This window comes from Kitasatospora sp. NPDC038210 (assembly GCF_055600605.1).
Map to the genome: position 1 here is coordinate 1 of NZ_JBVJYK010000050.1, position 21,084 is coordinate 21,084.

Annotated in this window: 13 protein-coding genes and 1 pseudogene; 9 read left to right on the forward strand and 5 right to left on the reverse strand. The window is 71.4% G+C overall.

Annotated elements, in window-relative coordinates:
• From lepB to ACZ7KX_RS41380, 4 genes are all read left to right on the forward strand, one after another.
• Positions 1-809, forward strand: an 809-nt coding sequence (lepB, locus tag ACZ7KX_RS41365; protein ID WP_470331109.1) for a signal peptidase I, incomplete at its 5' end; no start/stop codon positions are given.
• A gap of 245 nt (positions 810-1,054) precedes the next feature.
• The gene (locus ACZ7KX_RS41370; protein ID WP_470331110.1) at positions 1,055-1,768 is read left to right on the forward strand and encodes a response regulator transcription factor; all 714 of its coding nucleotides are present in this window, start codon (positions 1,055-1,057) and stop codon (positions 1,766-1,768) included.
• Positions 1,765-3,180, forward strand: a complete 1,416-nt coding sequence (locus ACZ7KX_RS41375; RefSeq protein ID WP_470331111.1) for a sensor histidine kinase — start codon at positions 1,765-1,767, stop codon at positions 3,178-3,180. Before ACZ7KX_RS41370 ends, ACZ7KX_RS41375 begins: the two co-directional genes overlap by 4 nt.
• 393 nt (positions 3,181-3,573) lie before the next feature.
• On the forward strand, positions 3,574-5,271 hold the full coding sequence (locus tag ACZ7KX_RS41380) for an RICIN domain-containing protein (RefSeq protein ID WP_470331112.1): 1,698 nt from the start codon (positions 3,574-3,576) through the stop codon (positions 5,269-5,271).
• Positions 5,272-5,572: 301 nt separating this feature from the next.
• Here ACZ7KX_RS41380 and ACZ7KX_RS41385 read toward each other — a convergent pair whose 3' ends face one another.
• Positions 5,573-7,225 carry a hypothetical protein gene (locus tag ACZ7KX_RS41385; RefSeq protein WP_470331113.1) on the reverse strand — a complete coding sequence of 551 codons (1,653 nt, stop codon included), beginning with the start codon at positions 7,223-7,225 and terminating at the stop codon, positions 5,573-5,575.
• 94 nt (positions 7,226-7,319) lie between these two features.
• Positions 7,320-7,943 (reverse strand): ricin-type beta-trefoil lectin domain protein, encoded by a 624-nt coding sequence (locus ACZ7KX_RS41390; RefSeq protein ID WP_470331114.1) that lies wholly within the window; start codon positions 7,941-7,943, stop codon positions 7,320-7,322.
• 1,157 nt (positions 7,944-9,100) lie between these two features.
• On the opposite strand from ACZ7KX_RS41390, the gene ACZ7KX_RS41395 reads away from it, so the two are divergent.
• Entirely contained in the window at positions 9,101-13,129 is a 4,029-nt protein-coding gene (locus ACZ7KX_RS41395; RefSeq protein WP_470331115.1) for a Pls/PosA family non-ribosomal peptide synthetase, read from the forward strand.
• A 167-nt stretch (positions 13,130-13,296) separates the two neighbouring features.
• Positions 13,297-14,865, forward strand: a complete 1,569-nt coding sequence (locus ACZ7KX_RS41400) for a glutamate ligase domain-containing protein (protein WP_470331116.1) — start codon at positions 13,297-13,299, stop codon at positions 14,863-14,865.
• Between the two features lie 201 nt (positions 14,866-15,066).
• On the opposite strand, the pseudogene ACZ7KX_RS41405 reads toward ACZ7KX_RS41400, so the two are convergent.
• From ACZ7KX_RS41405 to ACZ7KX_RS41415, 3 genes and pseudogenes are all read right to left on the reverse strand, one after another.
• Positions 15,067-15,231 (reverse strand): annotated as a pseudogene (locus tag ACZ7KX_RS41405) (pirin family protein); the annotation flags it as partial.
• Positions 15,232-15,333: 102 nt separating this feature from the next.
• Positions 15,334-15,750 carry a hypothetical protein gene (locus ACZ7KX_RS41410; protein ID WP_470331117.1) on the reverse strand — a complete coding sequence of 139 codons (417 nt, stop codon included), beginning with the start codon at positions 15,748-15,750 and terminating at the stop codon, positions 15,334-15,336.
• Between the two features lie 1,774 nt (positions 15,751-17,524).
• Complete coding sequence (locus ACZ7KX_RS41415) at positions 17,525-17,881, reverse strand: DUF805 domain-containing protein (RefSeq protein WP_470331118.1); 357 nt, start codon at positions 17,879-17,881, stop codon at positions 17,525-17,527.
• A gap of 682 nt (positions 17,882-18,563) precedes the next feature.
• Here ACZ7KX_RS41415 and ACZ7KX_RS41420 point away from each other — a divergent pair.
• From ACZ7KX_RS41420 to ACZ7KX_RS41430, 3 genes are read left to right on the forward strand one after another with little or no spacing between them, the layout of a single operon-like run.
• Positions 18,564-18,980, forward strand: a complete 417-nt coding sequence (locus ACZ7KX_RS41420; protein WP_470331119.1) for a hypothetical protein — start codon at positions 18,564-18,566, stop codon at positions 18,978-18,980.
• Positions 18,977-19,762 carry a hypothetical protein gene (locus tag ACZ7KX_RS41425; RefSeq protein WP_470331120.1) on the forward strand — a complete coding sequence of 262 codons (786 nt, stop codon included), beginning with the start codon at positions 18,977-18,979 and terminating at the stop codon, positions 19,760-19,762. The genes ACZ7KX_RS41420 and ACZ7KX_RS41425 overlap by 4 nt, the downstream gene beginning before the upstream one ends.
• A gap of 41 nt (positions 19,763-19,803) precedes the next feature.
• On the forward strand, positions 19,804-20,790 hold the full coding sequence (locus ACZ7KX_RS41430) for an AMP-binding protein (protein WP_470331121.1): 987 nt from the start codon (positions 19,804-19,806) through the stop codon (positions 20,788-20,790).
• Positions 20,791-21,084 lie beyond the last annotated feature (294 nt).

Genomic DNA, 21,084 nt, shown 5'->3' on the forward strand with positions numbered 1-21,084 from the left:
CACGCCTCCTACGAACCCTTCAGCCGCCCGCTCGACCTCCTCGGCATCGCCTGACCAGCACACTCACAAGATCACCAGACTTTGAAACGGCCCTGCGGCCGCACCGCGGTGACGTGGTGGTGTTCCATGACCCCGGCGGCTGGCTGGAGACGGACCGACAGAACACGTCGGACGGGCCGGTGTTGCGAACGGTGAAGACCGCTCTCTCCTTCGTCGGCCTGTTCCCCGCGGACGACGAGCGGAACCTGATCAAGCGGGTGATCGGGGTCGGCGGCGACACGGTGGCCTGCTGCGACGACCGCGGCAGGATCACCGTCAACGGCTTCGCGGTGAACGAGCCCTATCTCGCGCCGGGCAATGCGCCTTCTCAACAGACCTTCGACGTCACCGTACCCGTGGGACGGATCTGGGTGATGGGTGACCACCGCGATGTGTCCGCCGACTCCCGCTTCCACATGGGGAGTCCGGGCCGAGGAACCATTCCGCTGACGAGCGTGGTGGGTCGGGCGGTTGCGATCGTCTGGCCGGTCCCGCGGATCCGGCACCTGGACGCACCCGCTTCGCTCTCCTCGCTGCCGACCGCGACCGAAGGCCTGGGGCACGCTCGACCGTCTCCCGATCCCGATCACTTCCCGACACAGCCCCCGTCCACACCACCCGCGTTGGGCGTGCTCGTGCTCCCGGCCGGGTGGTGGCAGGGGCGACGGAGGCGGCAGGCGAGCTCGCGCGGCATCCCACCGTGCCCACCGGAACCGTCCACGAACGGTGCCGACCGATGCCGCCGCCGATGGTGTGTCGACAGTTCCTGAGGGCGGACCATGCTACTCCGGCAACCGCGGCCACCCGGCCGAGAGCGCTCGCTGTGCCTCCACTAAGAAAGCCCTAAGCCGCCGCTAAACTTCCCCGAATCCCGTCTGCATCACCTCGCTGACCAGCGGAAATCCATGACGGCCGGGGCCGTGGCCAACCGGATGGCCCGGCGTGCCCGCCCCTGCCCGCCCACCGGTTCGAAGACACTGTCAGCCGGATCGGCCCGTCGGCTACGGTGTGCGCCATGACGTCCGTCCTCGTCGTGGAAGACGACCCCGCCATCCGTGCCTCCCTGATAGAGCTGCTGGCCGGCCATCAACTGGTGGTGCGCAGTTCCCCCGACGGGTTCGGCGCACTGCGCGAGGTCGCCCAGTGGCAGCCGGACGCGGTGGTGCTGGACCTCGGCCTGCCGGACCTCGACGGCGCCGACGCGTTGAAGATGATCCGCGGACTGTCCCAGGTCCCGGTGCTGGTGGCAACCGCGCGGGACGACGACGCCGAGATCATCAAACTGCTCAACGCGGGTGCGGACGACTATCTGGTCAAGCCTTTCTCCGGCGGGCAGTTGCTCGCCCGACTGACCGCCGTCCTGCGTCGCTGCAGCAGCCCGGCCCGCACGCTCGCACCTGGGGACGGAGTCGCCAAAATGAACCACGAGCCTTTGGTACTCGGCGAGTTGCGGATCGACCCGCTCGCCCGGACGGTCCATCTCGCCGGCCGGGAGATCGGCCTGACCCGACGCGAGTTCGACCTGCTGTCGTTCCTGGCACTGAACGCCGACAGGGTGATCTCCAAACGACAGCTGCTCGCCGAGGTGTGGCAGCAGACCTACGTGGACGAGCAGACCGTGGACGTGCACCTGTCCTGCCTGCGCCGGAAGTTGGGCGAGCGCGCCGCCCGGCCGCACTTCCTCCACACCGTCCGGGGCGTCGGCGTGAAGCTGGTCTCGCCCCGGTGAGGTCCGCCCTTGCCACGGTCGCACTCGCCGTGACGGTCATGGTCACCGTGTCGTTCCTCGTCCCGCTTGCCCTGCTCCTGCGCACCCACGTCCAGACCCAGGCGATGCTCGCCGCCGAGCAGCGCGTGGCCGCCACGATGCCGCTGCTGACGCTGGTCCCGGACCAGGCCGATCTCGCCGCGGCGGTGGCCCGCACGGACACGACGGGCCGCCTCTGCATCCATCTGCCCGACGGCAGCCGGCTGGGCACCACCCATTCCGGCACCCCGTTGCTGAATCGGGCGGTGCGGGGCAGGACCGCTCTGATCGGCGACGTTCCCGGAGGCCGGGACTACCTCCAACCCGTCCTGCTCGGGCGCGACCAGATCGCCGTGGTCGAGGAGTTCGTGCCCGACTCGGAGCTGAACCGCGGACTGGCCCGGGCCTGGACCAGCATGGCCCTGCTCGCCACGAGCCTGGTCGTCGGATCGGTGCTGGTCGCCGACCGCCTCGGCGCCCGCGTGGTACGCGCCTCCCGCAAGCTGTCCCACGCCGCAGCAGCCCTTGGCGCGGGCGACCTCGACGTCCGCGTCGAACCCACCGGCCCGCCCGACCTCCGAGCGGTCGGCGACGCCTTCAACACCATGGCCGACCGGGTCAGGCAGCTGCTGGCGACCGAGCGGGAGCTGGTGGCCGACCTGTCGCACCGCCTGCGTACCCCGATGACCGCACTGCGCCTCGCAGCCGAACGGATCGGCCCCACGCCGGCCGCGCCCCAGCTGGCGGCGGCGGTCGAACAACTCGAGGACGAACTGGATGCGATCATCGTCGCCGCCCGCACGCCCCTGTCCACCAGGTCCACCAGGGCCGAGTCCGGCCACGCGCCACGTGCCACGGGCACCGGACTGCCCGGCCCGGCCCCGGGTGAGTCATGCCAGGTGTCCGAGGTCGCCGCCCACCGCGTCGGCTTCTGGGCCGTCCTCGCCGACCAACAGGGTCGGGCCTGCACCTTCGAGGCGACGGACGAACCGACGCCCGTTCAGCTGCCGGGCGATCACGTCGCGGCCGTGGTCGACGCCCTGGTGGGCAACGTGTTCCGGCACACCCCGGACGGCACCGGTTTCGCCGTGAGCGTACGGCGGACAGCCCAGAGCGTCGTCCTGGTGGTCGAGGACGACGGGCCCGGGATCGCGGACCCAGCCGTCGCGCTCTCCCGAGGAACCAGCGGTTCCGGATCAACCGGCCTCGGCCTGGACATCGCGCGCAGCGCGGCCGAGTCCACCCGCGGCCGCCTTCGCATCGGGCCCGGCCCGCTGGGCGGAGCACGGGTGGAGGTGGACCTCGGGCTGGCGGCCCAGGACCGACGGCCCCTCGGCCGCCGTTGGCGCAACCGCCGACGGGCAGCGCAGAAGCCGCGCGGCCGACACGGCTGACACGGCTGACACGGCTGACACGGCTGACGGGCCGCAACACAGCGAGGCTCGACTCCATTCTGCACGCAGCCCGACAACAGACCCGGAACAAACCGTTGCTGACGGAGCGTCTCGCAGTTAATTCGTACACTGATTGAACATCACCTTTTGCGGACCGCTACCAGCTGGTAAATTCCCCCGCCAAGGTGGCCACCGGCGGACCTCGGCGGCGCCGGGTCCGGAGACCCCCCGGGGGAACGCCCGCCATTGAATCCACTGGCCACCAGCGCCGCACGGGGTGCCTCACCCACGGCATCCTCCGGCCGGCCTGCAGCGCGTGGCCCCGCCCCCGCGCCGGGCCGAGCAGTGACTGTCCGACCACTTGCCTTCCCACCGGCATGCTCAGGAGTGAAGATGCCACATTCGGGGACCGCGACGATCCCGGAAGCCGATTCCGCACACCGGCTCCCGGGCAGCCGGCAGCCGGACGAACCCAGCGCCACCCAGCCGACGAACCGCCACCAGGAGGCCGTGTCGGCGTACGCCAACACGTGCTGCGCCGACAGCCACGCCGCGCAGGAGCTCGCGAACGAGGCGTGGCAGCGAGCAGTGGAAGCCGGCGGTCCCGGCGGCCACCCGGGCCCGAGCCGCCTGCAGCTTCTGGCCGAGGTGACCAGGACTGCGGCCGAGTGGGCCGACACGGGACGCGGATCGGCTCTGAGCCCGGCCTTCACCGCCTGGCTCGCAGACCTTCCCCGTTCTGGCGACGGAGCTGCGTCGGCGCGTGCGGCGCTCACCGCGGCGGAAGCGGACTCGCTCATCCTGAGCGCGTTCGAGAGCCTGCCCGCGGCGCGGCAGGAGGACCTGTGGCAGCGCCTCGATGACGCGGCCGGGTCGCCGGCCCGTACGCCGCGGGCCGGGAGCCCTGCCGAGTGCCGCCTTCAGGACGCCTGCCTCCAGACATACGCCTCCCGCGCGCGCCAGCGCTCCTGCCGGCACCTGGCCGCACAACTCGGCGACAGCGTCCGGCACACCACCGGCGGCGAACCCAAGGACCTCGACCGCCACCTCGCCAGGTGCGAGAGCTGCCGAAGTGTCCGGGCGGACCTGCACGCCATCCGGACCTGGCAGCGGCCCGCTCTGCTCAACGCACTGGTGCTGTGGGATGCGGGATCACCGCCATCGGCCATGGCCCTCGTACCCGGGCAGGAGCCCCAGGGCCCGACGCCCATCGATCCGACTTCCGACGGTTCCAACCCCGGCACCCACGACAGGAACCGGCGCCTGCCCCGAGCGGCACGCACCGACGGCCGGACCGGTTGGCGCCTGCTCATACCCTTCGCCGCGGCAGGCGCCGGTGCCCTGGCCGCACTCGCCATCGCCGGACTGCTCCTCAGCACAGTGGAGGGGGCCGGAGAACATCCGCAGCCGGTCGACGCCCCGACCCTGCCCGCTCCCAGCAGGTCGCTGCCGACCAACGGCTCCGACGATACGCCCCCGGAAATCGGCCCGGCCGCCATGTCCTCCCTGCCGCCCTCCGCCTCCGCCTCCGCCGCGGCTCCCATCGACACCTCCCCGTCGCCCACCCCACCGATGACGGCCACGCCCACCAACACCACCCCTTCACCCACGCAACCGGTTGCCGCAGGGCTTCCGCTCGTCAACCTCGGCTCGGAGCTCTGCGTGGGCCCCACGACCGCCGCACAGACCGCCGGCCCGCTCCAGCTCCAGCTCCAGCTCCAGCTCCAGCCGTGCAACGGCCAGGCGGCCCAGCGCTGGCAGCGGCTACCGGCCGGACAGGACACCTACCAGCTGCGCAACACCGGCACCGGGACGTGTCTCGACGGCACCACCACGGGCGGAAACGGTGTCGCTGTCACCCTCACGGCCTGCCGATCCGATACGGCCGAGCAACTCTGGCGATTCGCTCCGGACACCCAGGCAGCCGCATTCCGCCTCCTGTTCGTTCCACCGGTCCCCTCCAGCGACTATCCCGCGCACCTCCTGGGCCCCCAGGACTGGACGAAGGCGCATCCACCGCATCCGGGATCATTTCTGGTGCACCTGCCGAACTACTACAACTCCGGCAGCTTCCTCTTCACCATGGGCTGACCAGGAACCCGGACACCGGCACCGCACACAGGGGGCACGGCCGGACCGCCCGCGGATCGCAGGCAGCGTGGCGCGCGGGAGGTCTCCCGCACGCCACGCATACCGTCCCTGCGTGTCAGCGACGTCGTAGCCGCAGTCCATGACGACCAGCATCTCGTCGGCAGGGAGACTCACACGCAGCGGCCGTTCTCTCGTACTTCGTCACCTGACAATTCGAAGCGTGGAGAACGGCCGCGTCGTCTGTCCCCGGTTCCCGGGGGGTCTCAGCAGGTCGATTGACCGGCGAGGTCGAGCGACAAGCTCAGAAGTGGTTGCCGAAGGCCGACGGGATCTGGCTGGGCATGGCGGTCGGCGTACCGCCGGCCGCCTGGCCGGGGGCCGGCGCGAGGACCTGGCGGCAGCCGAGGCCGGTGAAGGAGTCGGTCAACCGCTGGTTCAGGAAGTCGAACAGCGTGCGTCCGGGCTGTGGCGAGGCGGCCTTGGCAGTGAACTCCTTGTCTCGTAGGAGCCGTTGGGCTTCCACGGTGGCGAGCGCCTGACAGTAGGTACGAAGCTCGGCGGTTGTGGCGTGATCGGCCGACGGCGGGTTGCCGTCAGCGGGGAACTGCCGGGTCCGGTCCTTGCCTCCCACGCGCGTGGGGCCGGTGGGGCTTCCGGTGAGCGGTGCCAGGCCCACGGGCGATGCCTTGAAGTTGGCTACCTGGAGCTCGTTCAGGGCGAGCGAGGTGACCCTACTGCCCGGGTCTGCCAAGTCGGGAGCCGTCCACGGGGTGCAGCCGAGCGCCGGGTCGATGAAGTTCGTGAGCAGCAGGTTGTCGCTGCCGACGGACGGTGCGACGACGCTGCGCGCCACGGTCGAGCCGGAAAGCCGGCCGGTGGTGGCAGCGGTCCGCTGTGCTGTCGCGCCGCGTGCGGTGATCAGGTACTCGGTGGTCACGTTGCCGTCGTGGTCCTGCCCGACGATGCCCAGGTCGCGGGTGGTCGGGCAGGGGCTGCCGTCACGCGCCGTGCCCAGCGGCGGCACGACGAGCCGACCGGCGCTCTGCGCGGACCACGCGGACCTGAAGAACTCGGCGGCATTGCAGGAGGCGAACTGGCCGAACGGCTGCACCGGCGATCGGCCTGCGCACTTGCCGGCGGCAGCGTGGCCGGCCAGGGTGAGGGTATTGCCGTCGAAGCTGAACCAGATGCCGACGACAGCGTGTTCGGGCAGCTTGAGCAGAACCGGGGCGACGGCGGGCTCACTGCCCCTGTCGGTCACCAACGGGTTGTAGACGAAGACCGTTCCGGTGTCCGGGTCGAGCACGGTGGCCTGCACGAAGACCGCTTGGCGCGGGTTGCTCTCGTGGCAAGGGCCCTTGGCGGGGTCGGTGGCTGTCAGGACATAGGGGGTGGCCAGCCCGCGGGCGGTGAGTGGTGCGTCGGGCACGGTGAGCGTGCAGTCCGGGTCGGAGGTGGCGGGCGGGGCGGCGACGGGGACGGTGTCGGCGAAGGAGACGCTCAGCAAGGACGCGCCGACGGCGAGCAGCCCACCGAGAGCCAGGCTGAACGTGACCACCCGGCCTCCGTCGGCCCGGGACTGGTGTCTGTTCAGTGTTCTGAGCATACGTTGATCCTTTTGTCGTCGGACGTCGAAGGAGGTGGCGGTACGGACACGATCGGCAGTGCACCGATCCGAATCCTGGTCGGGGCCTGCCGATCGCGAAGGAGCGGTGGACGGGTACTGCGCCTCGACGCCGGCCGGACACGCGGTGGCGGGTTGCGCGCTCGCGGGTTCTTCGGTGGCCGCGGATTCGCCGGGCGAGCGGTCCACGTCGAGGGCGGCAGGGCGGAGGATTCGCCGAAGACCGGCAACTGGTCGCCGGATGTCGTGGTGTTCGCGCGCTCGCCCGGGTGTCAGATCGGTGGCCGGCAGGCGGCGGTTGGCGTTGACGCCGACGGTGTTCCGGCCCACGCTGTACACCGATACCGCCGCGGGGGCACCGACTTCGGCGGCGTGTTCCCAGAGCGGGCGGACCGTGCGATTCGGCTCGGCGGCAACGGCGTTGTCAGGCCGGGCTGGTCGGGCCGGGGCAGGTCCACAGTCGGAGCGGGGTGCCGTTGGCCCGGTATCCGTCAAGTACGTCCAGGCACAGCCCGGATCTGGCGTGGGCCAGATTGCCGTCCGGGCGCACGGTCCACTTCTGGCTGGCCGATCCGGTGCAGAGGATGGTCATCACCCGGGTACCGTCCTGCCCGAAGTCCTGTGCGGGAGCGAGGCAGAGCGTGCTGTTGGCTGTGCGCATTTCGTCGGTGGCGGTATGGGTCCACTGCTGCGTCGCGCGCCCGTCGCAGGTCCAGATCTGCAGGCTGCCGTCCGGGCCGGCCGTCAGGCAGTTGCCGGACGCGGCGTCCACCAGCACCTGGGCGGCGGGCGCTACGGGCGGGTCCGAGCGGGTGGTGCCGACCGGCGCCGACGCGACGGAACCCGGAGTGGTGCCGGCCTGCTGCGGGGACGGCACCCCGCTCGGGGAGGGCGACGCGAACGGCGGGAGCGAGAAGTCGTTCTGCCCGACCGGGCCGCCGGGAATGGCCACCGACGTCCCGTCCCCGGAGCCGGCCGGCGCAGTCAGTCCCGATATCTGCGTATACAGGACCACCCCCACCGTCAGGGCCAGCGTGACGATCAGCACCGTCCGGCGGGTGAACCGGCGGGCGGCAGCCCCGGACGACTGCGGATCTCGGCGTCTTCCGGGACCGGGATCACCGGCGCGGCGCTCGGCGGACGGATCCGGTTCGCTGATGACCGGGAGCACGATTGTCTCCGCCTCGCTTCCCGCCTCCGGAGCGTCGAGCTCCAGGAGGTACGGCGGGATGCGCAGATCGAGGCGGGAGTCCTGTGGGAACGAGGCGTCGGCTTGTGGATTGCAGATGTGGCCGGTGCCAGGCCCGTCGAAACTGCAGCGCTGACATCGGGCTCTGGAGTGCATTGGCACAACTCTCTTCGCTGTTCTGCCGCTGGCAGGTGCGGCGCTGGTGACATGGATGCTAGGAGATCCACACGCTCGATGCTCCGTTCAGCGCCATTCCTAAACGACACATAAGGTTTTGCTCATTCAGGAGAGTACTCACCCGGCCCGACGGGCACGGCCGACATTTCCGACACACTTCCGGTGAGCCACTCCATGGCGACAAAGGCGTCGCAGCCACCACCACGTTGGCCCCGACCTGCGGTGCCCTGCACCAGCGAGCGCCTTTGCGGGCCGCGGACGAGAATGAGCGAATCCTTAGCAGCCCCTTAAGGCATACGCCGCCACCGGACCTTGACGTCGTTATGCCTATACGCTCGGCGGCGCACCACAGGACGGAAACCTCCCCTCCCGTCCCGCAGTTGCCATCCAAGTCACGGGCCCCCGCTGCCGTTCCCGAGGTGACGACTGGCGATCGATCCGCCGGACCGGACACCGACCCGGTTTCAACCCATCACGGTGCAACGGCCACGAACGGCGCGTGCGATCACGAAGCCGACCCTCCGCAGTCGATTCCGCCAGGAGGTATGAAGATCACGACGACAGGCCTTCCCCAGCCCCAGCCGCTGCCCTTCAGCGGATACGAGAACACCTCTCACCCACCGGATTCCTACGTCAGCCCGCCGTACGACGCTCAGTCCGGCATCTGACTCCCGTGAGATCGAACCCCAGATCAGACCCGGCATGGAATGGCATTTGATGCTCTGTTCATCCGTGTACTTCGGAGTGATTGCCGCGGTGTCCGCACGCCCGCTCGACTGCCGGCGGATGAGGAGTCCCGTCGGCAGACAGTCGAGAAGCCCTGCCGATGGAGACATTCGATGGAGACATGCGAGTATTCCGGGGCGGAAAGTCCCGGCGGGGTCACTCCGGACGTAACTGCCGGGGCGCTCTGGCCGCTCGCCCCGGCCGCCCCGGCCCGGACGCTGCTCGACACCCTCGTGGCGGCCGCCGAGGCCTGCCCGCACACCCCCGCGCTGGACGCCGGCGGCGAGGTGCTCGACTACCGCACGCTGCTGCACCAGGTCGTCGAGTTCGCCGGCCGGCTCGCCGTCGCGGGGATCGGCCGGGGCGACCGGGTCGGTGTGCGGGTGCCGTCCGGCACCGCCGACCTCTACCTCGCCATCCTCGCCGTGCTGCGGGTCGGCGCCGCGTACGTCCCGGTGGACGCCGACGACCCGGACGAGCGGGCCGAGATGATCTGGCAGGACGCCCGGGTCTGCGCGGTGCTCGGGGCCGGCCGCACCATCACGCCCACCCCGCACGTCCACCCCGGCGGGCAGCCGGCCTGGCCGTCGCCGGCCGACGACGCCTGGATCATCTTCACGTCCGGCACCACCGGCTGCCCCAAGGGCGTCGCCGTCACCCACCGCTCGGCGGCGGCGTTCGTGGACGCCGAGGCCCGGCTGTTCCTGCAGCGCCGGCCGCTCGGCCCGGGCGACCGGGTGCTGGCCGGCCTGTCCGTCGCCTTCGACGCCTCCTGCGAGGAGATGTGGCTGGCCTGGCGGCACGGCGCCTGCCTGGTGCCCGCGCCACGCTCGCTGGTCAAGGCCGGCACCGACCTCGGGCCCTGGCTGGTCGAGCGCGGCATCACCGTGGTCTCCACCGTGCCGACGCTGCTCGCGCTCTGGCCAGCGGAGTGCCTGGCCCAGGTCCGCCTGGTGATCGTCGGCGGCGAGGTCTGCCCGCCCGAGCTGGTCGAGCGGATCGCGGTGCCCGGCCGGGAGTTCTGGAACACCTACGGTCCGACCGAGACCACCGTGGTCGCCACCGCCGCGCAGATGCATCCCGGGCAGCCGGTGCGGATCGGCGCCCCGCTGGACGGCTGGGAGATCGCCGTGGTGGACGGCGAGGGCAAGCCGGTCGCCTGGTACGAGACCGGTGAGCTGGTGATCGGCGGCGTCGGAGCCGCCCGCTACCTGGACCCGGAGAAGGACGCACAGAAGTACGGCCACAGCCCCTACCTGCGCAGCCCGCGGGTCTACCGCACCGGTGACCTGGTGCGGGCCGAGCCGGAGGGCCTGGTCTTCATAGGCCGCGCCGACGAGCAGATCAAGCTGGCCGGCCGTCGGATCGAACTGGGCGAGGTGGACGCCGCGCTGCAGGCACTGCCGAGGGTACGGGCTGCCGCGGCGGCCGTGCGCAGGACCCCGGCCGGCGGCGAGGTGCTGGTCGGCTACCTGGTGCTGCACGACGGCGCCCCGTTCGACCCGGCCGCCGCCCGTTCGCTGCTGCTGGAGCGACTGCCGCAGTCGCTGGTACCGGTGCTCGGCGTGGTGGACCAGTTGCCCACCAAGACCTCCGGCAAGGTCGACCGGAGCGCCCTGCCTTGGCCGCTCGCCACCACCGACCCGGCCGGCACCGACGGCCCGCGCCCGACCGGTACGGCCGGCTGGCTGGCCGGGCAATGGGAGGCGCTGCTGGGCACCCCGGTCGGCGCCGGCGGCGACTTCTTCGCGCTCGGCGGCACCAGCCTGTCCGCCGCCAAGCTGGTCTCGGCGCTGCGGGAGCGGTACCCCGCCGTCTCGATCGCGGACCTCTACGCCCACCCCGGCCTGCTCGACATGGCCGCCAGACTGGACGAGTTGGGCGGCCCGCCGCGCGAGCAGCGGACCGTCCGGCCGACCCCGCGCCGGGCCGGTCCGGTGCAGTTCCTGGTACTCGCCGTGCTGTACACGGTCGGCAGCCTGCGCTGGGTGCTCGGCCTCGCCGCGCTGGACAACCTGTCCGGCGGCACCCTGTTGCGGTCGCCGTACACCCCGTGGTGGCTGATCCTCATCGGCTGGGCGGCGCTGTCCAGCGTCCCCGGGCGGCTGGTGATCGGGGCCGGCACGGCCCGGCTGCTGACCACCGGGGTGAAGCCCGGCAGCTATCCGCGCGGCTGCTCGGTGCACCTGCGGCTGTGGGCCGCCGAGCGGACGGTCGCGATGTTCAACGTCGCAGTAGTGGCTGGTACCCCATTGGCCCGCTACTACGCCCGAGCACTCGGCTGTGAGATCGGTGAAGACGTCCATATGCACGCGATGCCGCCGGTGAGCGGCCTCGGCCGGTTCGGCGCGGGCTGCTCGATCGAGCCCGAGGTCGACCTGGCCGGCTGGTGGCTGGACGGCGACCTGCTGCACCTGGGCGCGGTCGAGGTCGGCGAGGGCGCCCGGGTCGGCACTCGGTCCACCCTTATGCCGGGTGCCCGGGTCGGTGCCCGGGCCGACGTCGCCCCCGGCAGCTGCGTACTCGACGCGGTACCGGCCGACGCGCACGTGCACGGCTCGCCGGCCCGCCCGGCCCCCGACGCCGCCCCTGCGGGTTCCGGCTGGCCTCGCCCCGGGCATCAACGGTCCCGCCGCTGGGAACTCGCCTACGGCCTCGGCCTGTTCGGCTTCGGTCTGCTGCCGCCGGCCTCCGCCGCGCCGGCCCTGGCGCTCGCCTATCCGCTGCTGGACACCGACCGGACGCTGGGCTCCGCGCTGCTGCAGCTGATGCTGGTGACGCCGGTGCTGGTGGCGGTCGCGGTAAGCTGCTACGCGCTGCTGCTGGCGCTGCTGGTCCGGCTGTTCAGCCGGCCGATCAGGCCGGGGTACCACCCGGTGCACGGCCGGGTCGGCTGGTGCGTCTGGGTGGTCGCGCGGCTGATGGACACCGCGCGCGGCTCGCTCTTCCCGTTCTACGCCAGCCTTTTCACGCCGGTCTGGCTGCGGCTGCTGGGCGCGACGGTCGGGCGCCGGGTGGAGGCCTCGACGGTGCTCACGCTGCCCGGGCTGATGCGGGTGGACGACGGCGCGTTCCTTGCCGACGACGCCCTGGTCGCACCGTTCGAGGTGCGCGGCGGCTGGCTGCGGCTCGGGGCGGCGCGGGTCGGCCGACGGGCCTTCGTGGGCAACTCCGGCATCGTCGCGGCCGGCCGCGAGCTGCCGGACGACGCGTTGGTCGGCGTGCTGGCCGACACACCGCCGCACGCCCCGCCGGGCTCGTCCTGGCTCGGCCGGCCGGGCATCGCGCTGCCCCGAGTCGCGGACACCGGCGACCCGACCCGCACCTACGACCCGCCCCGGCGGCTGGTGCTGGCGCGGGCCGCGGTGGAGCTGTGCCGGTTCCTGCCGGTGGTGTGCAGCGCGCTGCTGGGCGACCTGACCTTCGCCGCCCTGCAGGACGTGATGGGCACCGACGGCCTGGCGGCCGCCATCGCCTGCGGCGGTCCGGTGCTGCTCGGCGCCGGCATCGCCGCCTGCGTGACCACCACCCTGGTGAAGTGGCTGCTGCTGGGCCGGTTCCGGGCCGCCGAGCACCCGCTCTGGTCGACCTTCGTCTGGCGCAACGAGCTGTACGACACCTTCGTCGAGGAGCTCGCCATGCCGTGGCTGGGCTCGACCCTGATCGGCACGCCGTTCCTGAACATCTGGCTGCGCAGCTTGGGCGCCCGGATCGGCCGGGGTGTGTGGTGCGAGACGCACTGGCTGCCGGAGACCGACCTGGTGCGGGTGGACGACGGCGCCAGCGTCAACCGCGGGGTGGTGCTGCAGACCCACCTGTTCCACGACCGGGTGATGCGGCTGGACGAGGTGCGCCTGGCCGAGGGCTCGTCGATCGGACCGCACTCGATCATCCTTCCGGGCGCCACCCTCGGGCCGGGCTCGTCGGTCGGCGCGGCCTCGCTGGTCATGCGCGGCGAGGAGGTCCCTCCCGCCACCCGCTGGCTCGGCAACCCGGTAGCCACCTGGTCGCAGACGCTCCCCGGAACCCCCGGGCACCGCAGCCGCGGAAAACACCGCGCGCCCAGGGCCGGACGGGCAGCCTCGACGATGCCTCAGCCGCCAGGGGCGGTGAACTCGGGACCGAGTACCTCGCAACGCTGAACGGCGGTCAGCAGCCAAGGCACCACAGCACGGTCCACCGATCGGACACGCTTCGGTCCGGCACAGACCCGCCGCCGGCCATGCGTCCCCGGTGCCCCGGATCGGCGGCGGGTCGCCCCCCTCCCCGCTTCGCCCAACTTCCTTCCATTGACTTCCCGTTGGAGAGCATGATGGACACCACCACCCACCCCGGCAGCCACCCCGTCGCGGGCCCGGCCACGTCTGGCGTGCCCGATCTGCTGAGGGCCGTACACCTGGTCGATGTCGCCGCTCCCGGCATGGAGGGCCTGGCTCTGTGGCTGGCCGGCAGTGGCGCCGACGTCACCGGCAGCGTTCCCGAGGCCGACCGGGACAGCCTGGCGGTGGCCGCGCTGAGAGCTGCCGGCGTCCAGGTGCGGCTGGGCTTCAAGCCTGAGCACGTGCGCACCGACCGGACGGCCGTGGTGTGGTCGGGTGTCTTCGCCGGGGCACATCCCGAGCTCGACCGCGCCCAGGTGCTCCGGCTGCCGATCCTCGGCCGGGCCGTCGCGCTCACGGCCATCTGTGCCGGGGCGGGGTCCGAGGCGGTGGCGGTGGCGGTGGCGGGCAGTCACAGCACCGCGAGCGCGGCAGCCGCCCTGGCGGCCGTGCTGGATGACGGCCAGACGGGCTGGGTCCTGAACACCCCGGCCGGCGGCGGCAACGCCGGCCACGCCGGGGACGGCCGTATCGTCGCGGACTTCTGCCCGGACACCACCACCCACGAAGCCGCTCCGCCCGGCGCCTGGCAGCACCACCCCGCACCGCACTTCCTCCACCACGGCCCCCGCTTCGCCGCCGCGCTCATCCTGACCACCGACGCGAACGCCCCGCACTACGAGGACAACATCGCCGGACTCGACGCCGCCGAGCGCCTCGCCCGCCGCGCCGGCACCGTCGTCCTGCCCAGCTGGGACAACGGCGCGAAGATCCTGCGCGAGCGCCTGAACGACCGGCCCGGACCGCATGTGGTCACCGTCGGCACCGACCCGACCGACGTCGTGTGGATCACGAGGCCCCGCTGGACCGGCGAGGACTTCCGCGTCACCCTGCGATACGAGGGGACGGACCACGCCTTCGTCCTCCCGGTCACCGGCCGCCACCACGCCCTGGCCGTGTGCGCCGCCATCGCCACCGCCCTGATCCTGGGCGAGGGCCCGCAGGTCCTCGCCGAGCGAGCCGGCGCCTTCCGCGGCGTCGAGCGTTCGCTGGCCACGGTTGGCACGCAGTCCGGCATCACCGTGGTGGACTCCCGTGCCCGGCACCCTCGCGAGATCGCCCAGGACGTCACGGCCGCCCGGATGCTCACCGAGGGCTCGCTGATCGTGGTCCTGGAGCCGGACGGCCTCGCCCGCACCAGCGCGCACGCGGACGAGCTCGGCGCCGCTCTCGGCGATGCCGACCACGTGGTGCTGCTGCCGGTCAGCACCCCGCTTGCCGCCCACCTCACACCTGATCCGCTGGACGCAGTCGAGCAGGCCGCCCTCCGGGCGCTCGGAGCAGGATCCGTCCACCGCGTCCGCTCCGGACCGTGCGAACCCGGACCGGAGCAGCGGGTCTTCGAGACAGCCGCCGAGGGCGACCTCGTGCTGGTCGTCGGGACCGACCAGGCGGAACGGCTCGGACCGAGGCTGCTGTTCCGCCTCGCCGCCCCGGACGTACCGATCCCGCAGCAGCTGCGACCCGCCCGAACCACCCCGACGGAGAAGACGCCGTGACCTTCGGCACGCCGCCCGACCTCACCGGCGCCGAGCGCAGGCCGATCGTCCTGGTGGCTGCTGGCGCGAGCCACGACCGGATCGCCGCCGAACCGCGAGACGCGGTCGAGGGGGCGTCCCTCGCTCCAGGACCTGAGGAGCGCCCGGAGCACACCGGCCGGCAGGCCCCAGACACAATCCTGCGAGCTCTGTCTCCGCAGGTCAGCGCGTCCGTCCGCGCGGTTTCAGCGGCGTGGCGGGGAGTTCCGGGGCGGGGAGGCGGTCGCCGGCGAAGCCGTGGACCTCGCCGAAGCGGGTACCCGTCATCCAGTCTGTGCGGGCCTGCGCGATGTCCTCGGTGGAGCGGCCGATGAAGTTCCACCACATATCACGCGTTTCACGGTTCTTCCGAGGTCAGGGGCCTGGAGGACCATCTACGGTCAGCAAATCGTCAGCATCGGACGGGAAGGGATCGACCGCGATCGGCGGCTATCGCTCCCTCGGCACCATGTGATGGATCGCGGTGATCCTCGCTGCGGCGTCGAAGCCGAGTACCGGATCGGGCCGGTCGGAGAGCAGGTTGGCATAGAGCGGGCGGTAGTGGGCGACTTTCCGTGCGGTCCGGCCGTCGTTACCGAAGGAAGCCAGCAACTCGCCTTCCCGGGTGGCGAATCCGGTCATGGCGGTATGATCGATCCAGACCTCGATACCGGAACGGCCCATCACCAGGCTGCTCTCCTTGCTGCTGGAGCCAGTCAGCCAGCTGCTGCGCAAACGAGCCGAGCCGACCTCGCCCTGGGATCGGAATCCCACCGTGCACCACGCACTCGCGCCTCCGTCCATTTGCCGGGCGGAGGTGAGTCCGGTGAGTTCCACGAAGCGGGTGAGCATGCTGAGCTGGTTCACCCCGGAGTCCGTCCAGCTGGAGACGTACGAAGCGAAGGCCTCCGCTCCTCGCAGGACGTAGGGGTCATAGAGCCAGCCTTCGAGCACCACGCCGAACTGCCGGCCGTCTCCGCCGCAGGCCTGGACAGCCGACTGATCCTGGGCTCGCTCGACGGCGCCACCTCACCAGGCCGGGCGTACTCGACGCCGGGGTTCGGGACCAATTTTGACGTCACATCAGACTTCGAACTGCATTGTTGCGGGTTGCACCCGGCGGACCGGCGAACCTCGCCTGGAACCCACCAGCACAACTTCCCCGAAGTGCCCACTGAATTCGCTGGACATCGTAAGGAGGTCGCGAGAGTGCGCGTGGTTTTGAAGGGCTTGCCGTCACCGTTGGGGGGAGTGCGGTGACGGCAAGCCCGGCCTAACGGCCCGGGAGTCGACCTCGGCGTTGAAACACCGAGGAACGCCCTAGGCGTTCGTAATGAGCGCTCTGGAAGGCCTCGGGGCTCCGCCTTCCGGAATGAATTCCAGCAGCATCGAACCTGCGAGTCAACAGAGATCCTCTCCAGCTGGGAGATATTTCGGTCAGCCTTCCACAATCCTTCGGTGGGCACCGATAGCGGGCTGAAGATAGGACTACAGTACGCCCCCTCGACAGGTTCCCCGATGGCCATGCCGGCATCGATGGATCGCTTCACCATTCCGACAAATAGGCTGTTCATCACCAAAGTTGGCACCAAATCGACAGGTGATGAGCGGCGCGAACCGGTGAACCCCCATAAGGTGACAGGACTGGCGATGCACTTTTCCGGCCGACCATGCGGTCCGCCGACACGGATAGCCGAGCTGGTGCGGGCGACAGCAGACGAATACATCTACCGTGACCTGACCGATGGGTTCCGCCCAGGCACCGGCCAACTGGTCACAGCCGCCCTGGCCACCAGCTCTTCATCGGCACCGTCGCGCCGCTTCCACTGTGCCGTCGGAGGAGGCCAAGGGCAGGTTCGTCGACGGGGCTTCCGGTGGCCGAGAGTACAGCTCCTACACCCAGTCCGGCATGAAACAGAGCTCGGCGTGCCGACCTCGCATCAGGTCGTGATGCCCCCCGCAGCACCGAGTCCGGCCGCACCAGAAGCCGCAGTCGTCGAAGCGCCTCCCGCAGCAGCGGCGCGAGCAGCACACGGGTCACGACGGAGACCGGGCAGGCGGCCGCGGAGGTCTCGCGGGATCTGGACGTGCACAAGAGCACGCTGCAGAACTGGGTCCACCGCGCGCGGGCCGGGCGGCCGCGAGGCGGCCGGAGGCTTGAGCGAGTCCGAGGGACGAGCTTCGTCGGCTGCGCGAGGAGAACGCCCGACAGCGCAAGGAGATCGCCGGACCCGGGATGGACCGCGATGTCCTCAAGCGATCGGTGGCCCTGTAGGTGAAGGAGGCGATGAAGTGACGGTTGCGGGCTTCATCGCCAACCAGAGAACCGGGCACGGCGTCCGCACGCGATCGCCTGCCCGGGCCTTTGGGGCGTCCGAGTCGTGGTTCTACGAGTGGCGCCGCCGACCGGGTTGAGCCCACCAGACAGACGCGAGGCCACGAGGGCTGAACTGGCCGATCGGATGCGGCACTTCTTCGCCTCATCCGGCAACACGTACGGCTCGCCGAAGATCACGCTCGACCTGTGGGCGGAGGACGGCAGGCGCCCGAGAACACCGTCGCCGAGATCACGGCCGAGCTCGGACTCCAGGCCGTTCCCCACGCCGGCGCCGGTCGCTGACCCGGCAGGACCGCCGATCCATCAGCTCAGCGCGGCGCCGAGCTTGGGGTCAGGGCCGTATTTGTTCTCGCCGGCCTGCCCGTTGAGCGCCATGAACACGACCAGCAGGAGCCCAACTCCCGGCACCAGGCCGAGAAGCAGCCACCAGGCGGACCGGTCGGTGTCATGCAGGCGCCGGAATCCCACAGCCAGCGTGGGGATCCACACGACGAGCGAGTACACCAGGCTGATGAGGTATCCGGTGTGCAGCAGGCCGTCAGAGAACCCCGCGACGAATGAAACGATTCCACTGAAGAGCGTGAACATCCAGAATTCCCGACGGCGCGCACGGCCGCGGAAGCGCGCATACTTCTTCAGTCCACCCAGGTACCACTTCACCGATATCTCCCTATGTTGAGTTGCCTAACAACGGAACACCTTGCCCGACCGGACAACCATGCCGTTCGCAGACGATGCGGTGTACGAAGCGAAAGCCTGCGTCAGAAGAAAAGCTTCACCGCGGCATCGACGACCGCGTCGATCAGCACGGACAACCACCTGCTCCTGCGGCGCGCACGCCTGCGCCGCCGCGCATCGTTCTCAGCGTCGGCAGCCGTCCACCCCACTGTTTTTCTCCTGCCCAGCCGTCACTCCGGGGACCGCACAGACAGTCCGTCGTCGCCTCACCCGTACGGACTCGCCCGAACGCCCTGACGAAGACCTGCTTGCCCGTATTCCGCAGCCCAAGCTAGGGACGATGACCCACCAACGACCCCACGGTCGCCACCGACAAGTTACGGCTGCGGAATCCCTCTGCCGCGCTGATCGCGCAAACCGTCCGCGCCTGCGCGCCAGCCTGCTTCCCGGGACAGACCCGGGTCCGCGCCCGCTCCGCCGAATGGCGGGCCGAAATACCGTCAACTCGGCAAAACCTTCGGTCCCGACCGGCATCCACGAGGCCACCACCTCCTCCTATGGTGACGACAGCCTGGGACCGATACCGGCGGTCCCGCCGGGCGGCCATCGCCCGGGCCGAAGACACCGCCGCCCTGGGGGGCGGCACAGCAAGGAGCTACGACAGATGGTGCTGTGCACGCCGAGCGCGAAGCAGACCGACCGGGGGACGGAGTCCGACGAGCCGGTCAACCGCACGCTCGCCACCGTACGGGTCGCACCGGGCTGGCACCTCTGGCTCAGCCGCCTGGTCATTGATGTGTTCGGCACCGTCGACGTGTATGAGATGACCCTGACCGAACACATGCTGCGCGTCCACGAGCTGACCCCGGTGTTCGGCCACCCCGGACGGCAGGTCTACGCGATGCCCCGGGAGGAGGCGGCGCGACGGTTGGTCAGGGCGAAGCGGGGCACGGTGGTGAGCGCCTTGTGGTTCCTGGAGCCGGGCCGAAGCAAGCCGACCCGGATGAACGCCCGGCACGAGTGGCGGAACGGATTCGACGCCCTCACAGCCGAGTTGGGCGCTCAGGCCGGTCCGCGGTGACCGTCTCCCACCGCCCGCTGCCGCGCGCAGCGGGCACCGCGGCCGTTCTCGCCCTGCTACCGGGCGCCCTGCTGGTCACCGGGTGCACCCTCGACCACGAGGTTTCGGCGATCCCGTCCGCGTCGAGCACCCGCACCGACACCCGGGTGCCGAGCTCCCCGCTCGGCACATCGAAGCCAGCCGACAACAGCGTGCCTCCAGGCAGCCTCGGCGACCCGGCCGACGCGCCGAGCGATCCACCGGTGTTCGGCACGACCGGGCAGCACACCGCCTCGTACTCGGGGCTGGGGACACTGTCCTCCTGCACCTCGGGGCGGCGCATCGCCGCCCTGAACGCCCCGCTCTCCGACGTGCCGGACGGCACCCGGGTCGGTGCGACGGCCGCCACCGGCGCCAACGGCGAGGAATGGCTTGTCTGGGCCGAGCCGGGTGGCGGCCTGGCGCTGCAGTCCCTGCTCTCCAGCGGCGCGCCCGTGCCGCAGCTGATCACTGCGGACCGGGCCGGCACTGTGTACCTGAGGGCTGACGTCAGCACGGGCGACGACGTCACGGCGGGCACCGTCGACGTCTCCGCGCAGCGCTGGCAGCTCACCGACCGGCGGCCGTTTCCTGGGTCCGCCGCGACCGACTCCACCGCCGACGGCTGTCTGCGGATCAGAACCCAGGACGGCGGCGGTTGTCTGCTGGACAACGGCTCCGACGTGCCCCTGGTGGTCGGCGACTGCTCCTCGCGCGCCGCCTGGTGGAGCGCCCAGGGGCTGAGCAGCCACACCGATGACTGACCAGCCCGATCGATACCAGACCCTGACCGAGCGGAGGCCCCGTGCTACGGACCACACTCGCCGCCTGCCCGCTGCCCGCCGTCCCGAGCGACCAGGTGGCGCTCTACGCCGTCGACAGCGCGGGCGCCGGACGGACCGTCACCCGGCGCGAGCTGGCCAAGCAGGTGGACCAAGCCACCGCGGTGATGCACCGGCTCGGCGTGCGGGCGGGCGACCAGGTCGCCCTGCACCTGCCGGTGATCCCGGAGGCTGCCGTCGCCCTGCTAGCGTGCACCCGGATCGGTGCCGTTCCCACGACCCTCGGCACGTGGCCGTCGTCGCGCCCGCACCCGGCAGACGAACTCGCCCGGCGCCGCGGCCAACACGTCCGCCTCGTGGTGACAGCCGACGGCGGCTGCCACCAGGGCAAGCCGCAGGACTGGCTGGCGACCGTCGACCGGGCCTTCGACCCGGCAGGAGCGGCCGCGCCGACGGCTCCGCCGATCCTGGTGGTGCAGTACGGCGGCCGGCCGACACAGCGGCGGGCGGACCATCACCGCTGGTGGCACCGGGTACTGGCAGGGGCCGCCATCGGGACCGACCTGACCGGACCGACCTCCGGTGAACTGACCGCCGGCCTCCGGCTCGGCCTGCACAGCACCGACGTGTACTGGTGCGCCGCCGACCTCGAATGGCTGGTGCGCCACCCGATGGCGGTGTCCGGGCCGTTGGCGGTCGGGGCCGCCCAGGTGTTGTGCGAGGACGGCGACTGGTGGGCGCGGACCGGGCGGCTGTGGGAGATCGTCCACGGCTACGGGGTGAGCGTGCTGCACGCCGACCCCGGTGCGCTGCGCGATGTCCTGGGCAGGTCCGGCACGGACGGCCGACATGGTCAGGACGCACTCGACCTGCGGCGGGTCGCCGGGATCGGCGGCGCCGACAAGTCCGAACTCTGGTACTGGCAGCGCGAACGCCGCTCCGCCACCGCCGCCACACCCTGGGAGCTGCGCATCGGCCACAGCCCCTGGGCCGGGCCTGCCGGCCGCTGAGCCGGCCGGGCCGCAATCGTCGACGGTCCCCCATCGCACCGTGCGGTGGGGGACCGTCGACGCCCTCGACCCCGTCCCTCTGAGGCACATTGCTCGGAGACGATGAAGAACTGATGGTTCAACAACAGAACGTCTCGCCCGGACTGCGGGGGCAGCCCGGGCGAGACGTTGGCATGGCGACGGTCCTGGGCGGTCGGCTCGGCACTCGGCCGCCGGACCACGAGCCGCCGCGTCCGGTGCCGCCGCGCCGTGCAGCACCGGACACAGGTCAGCCGAGCAGCACGGACGCCAAAC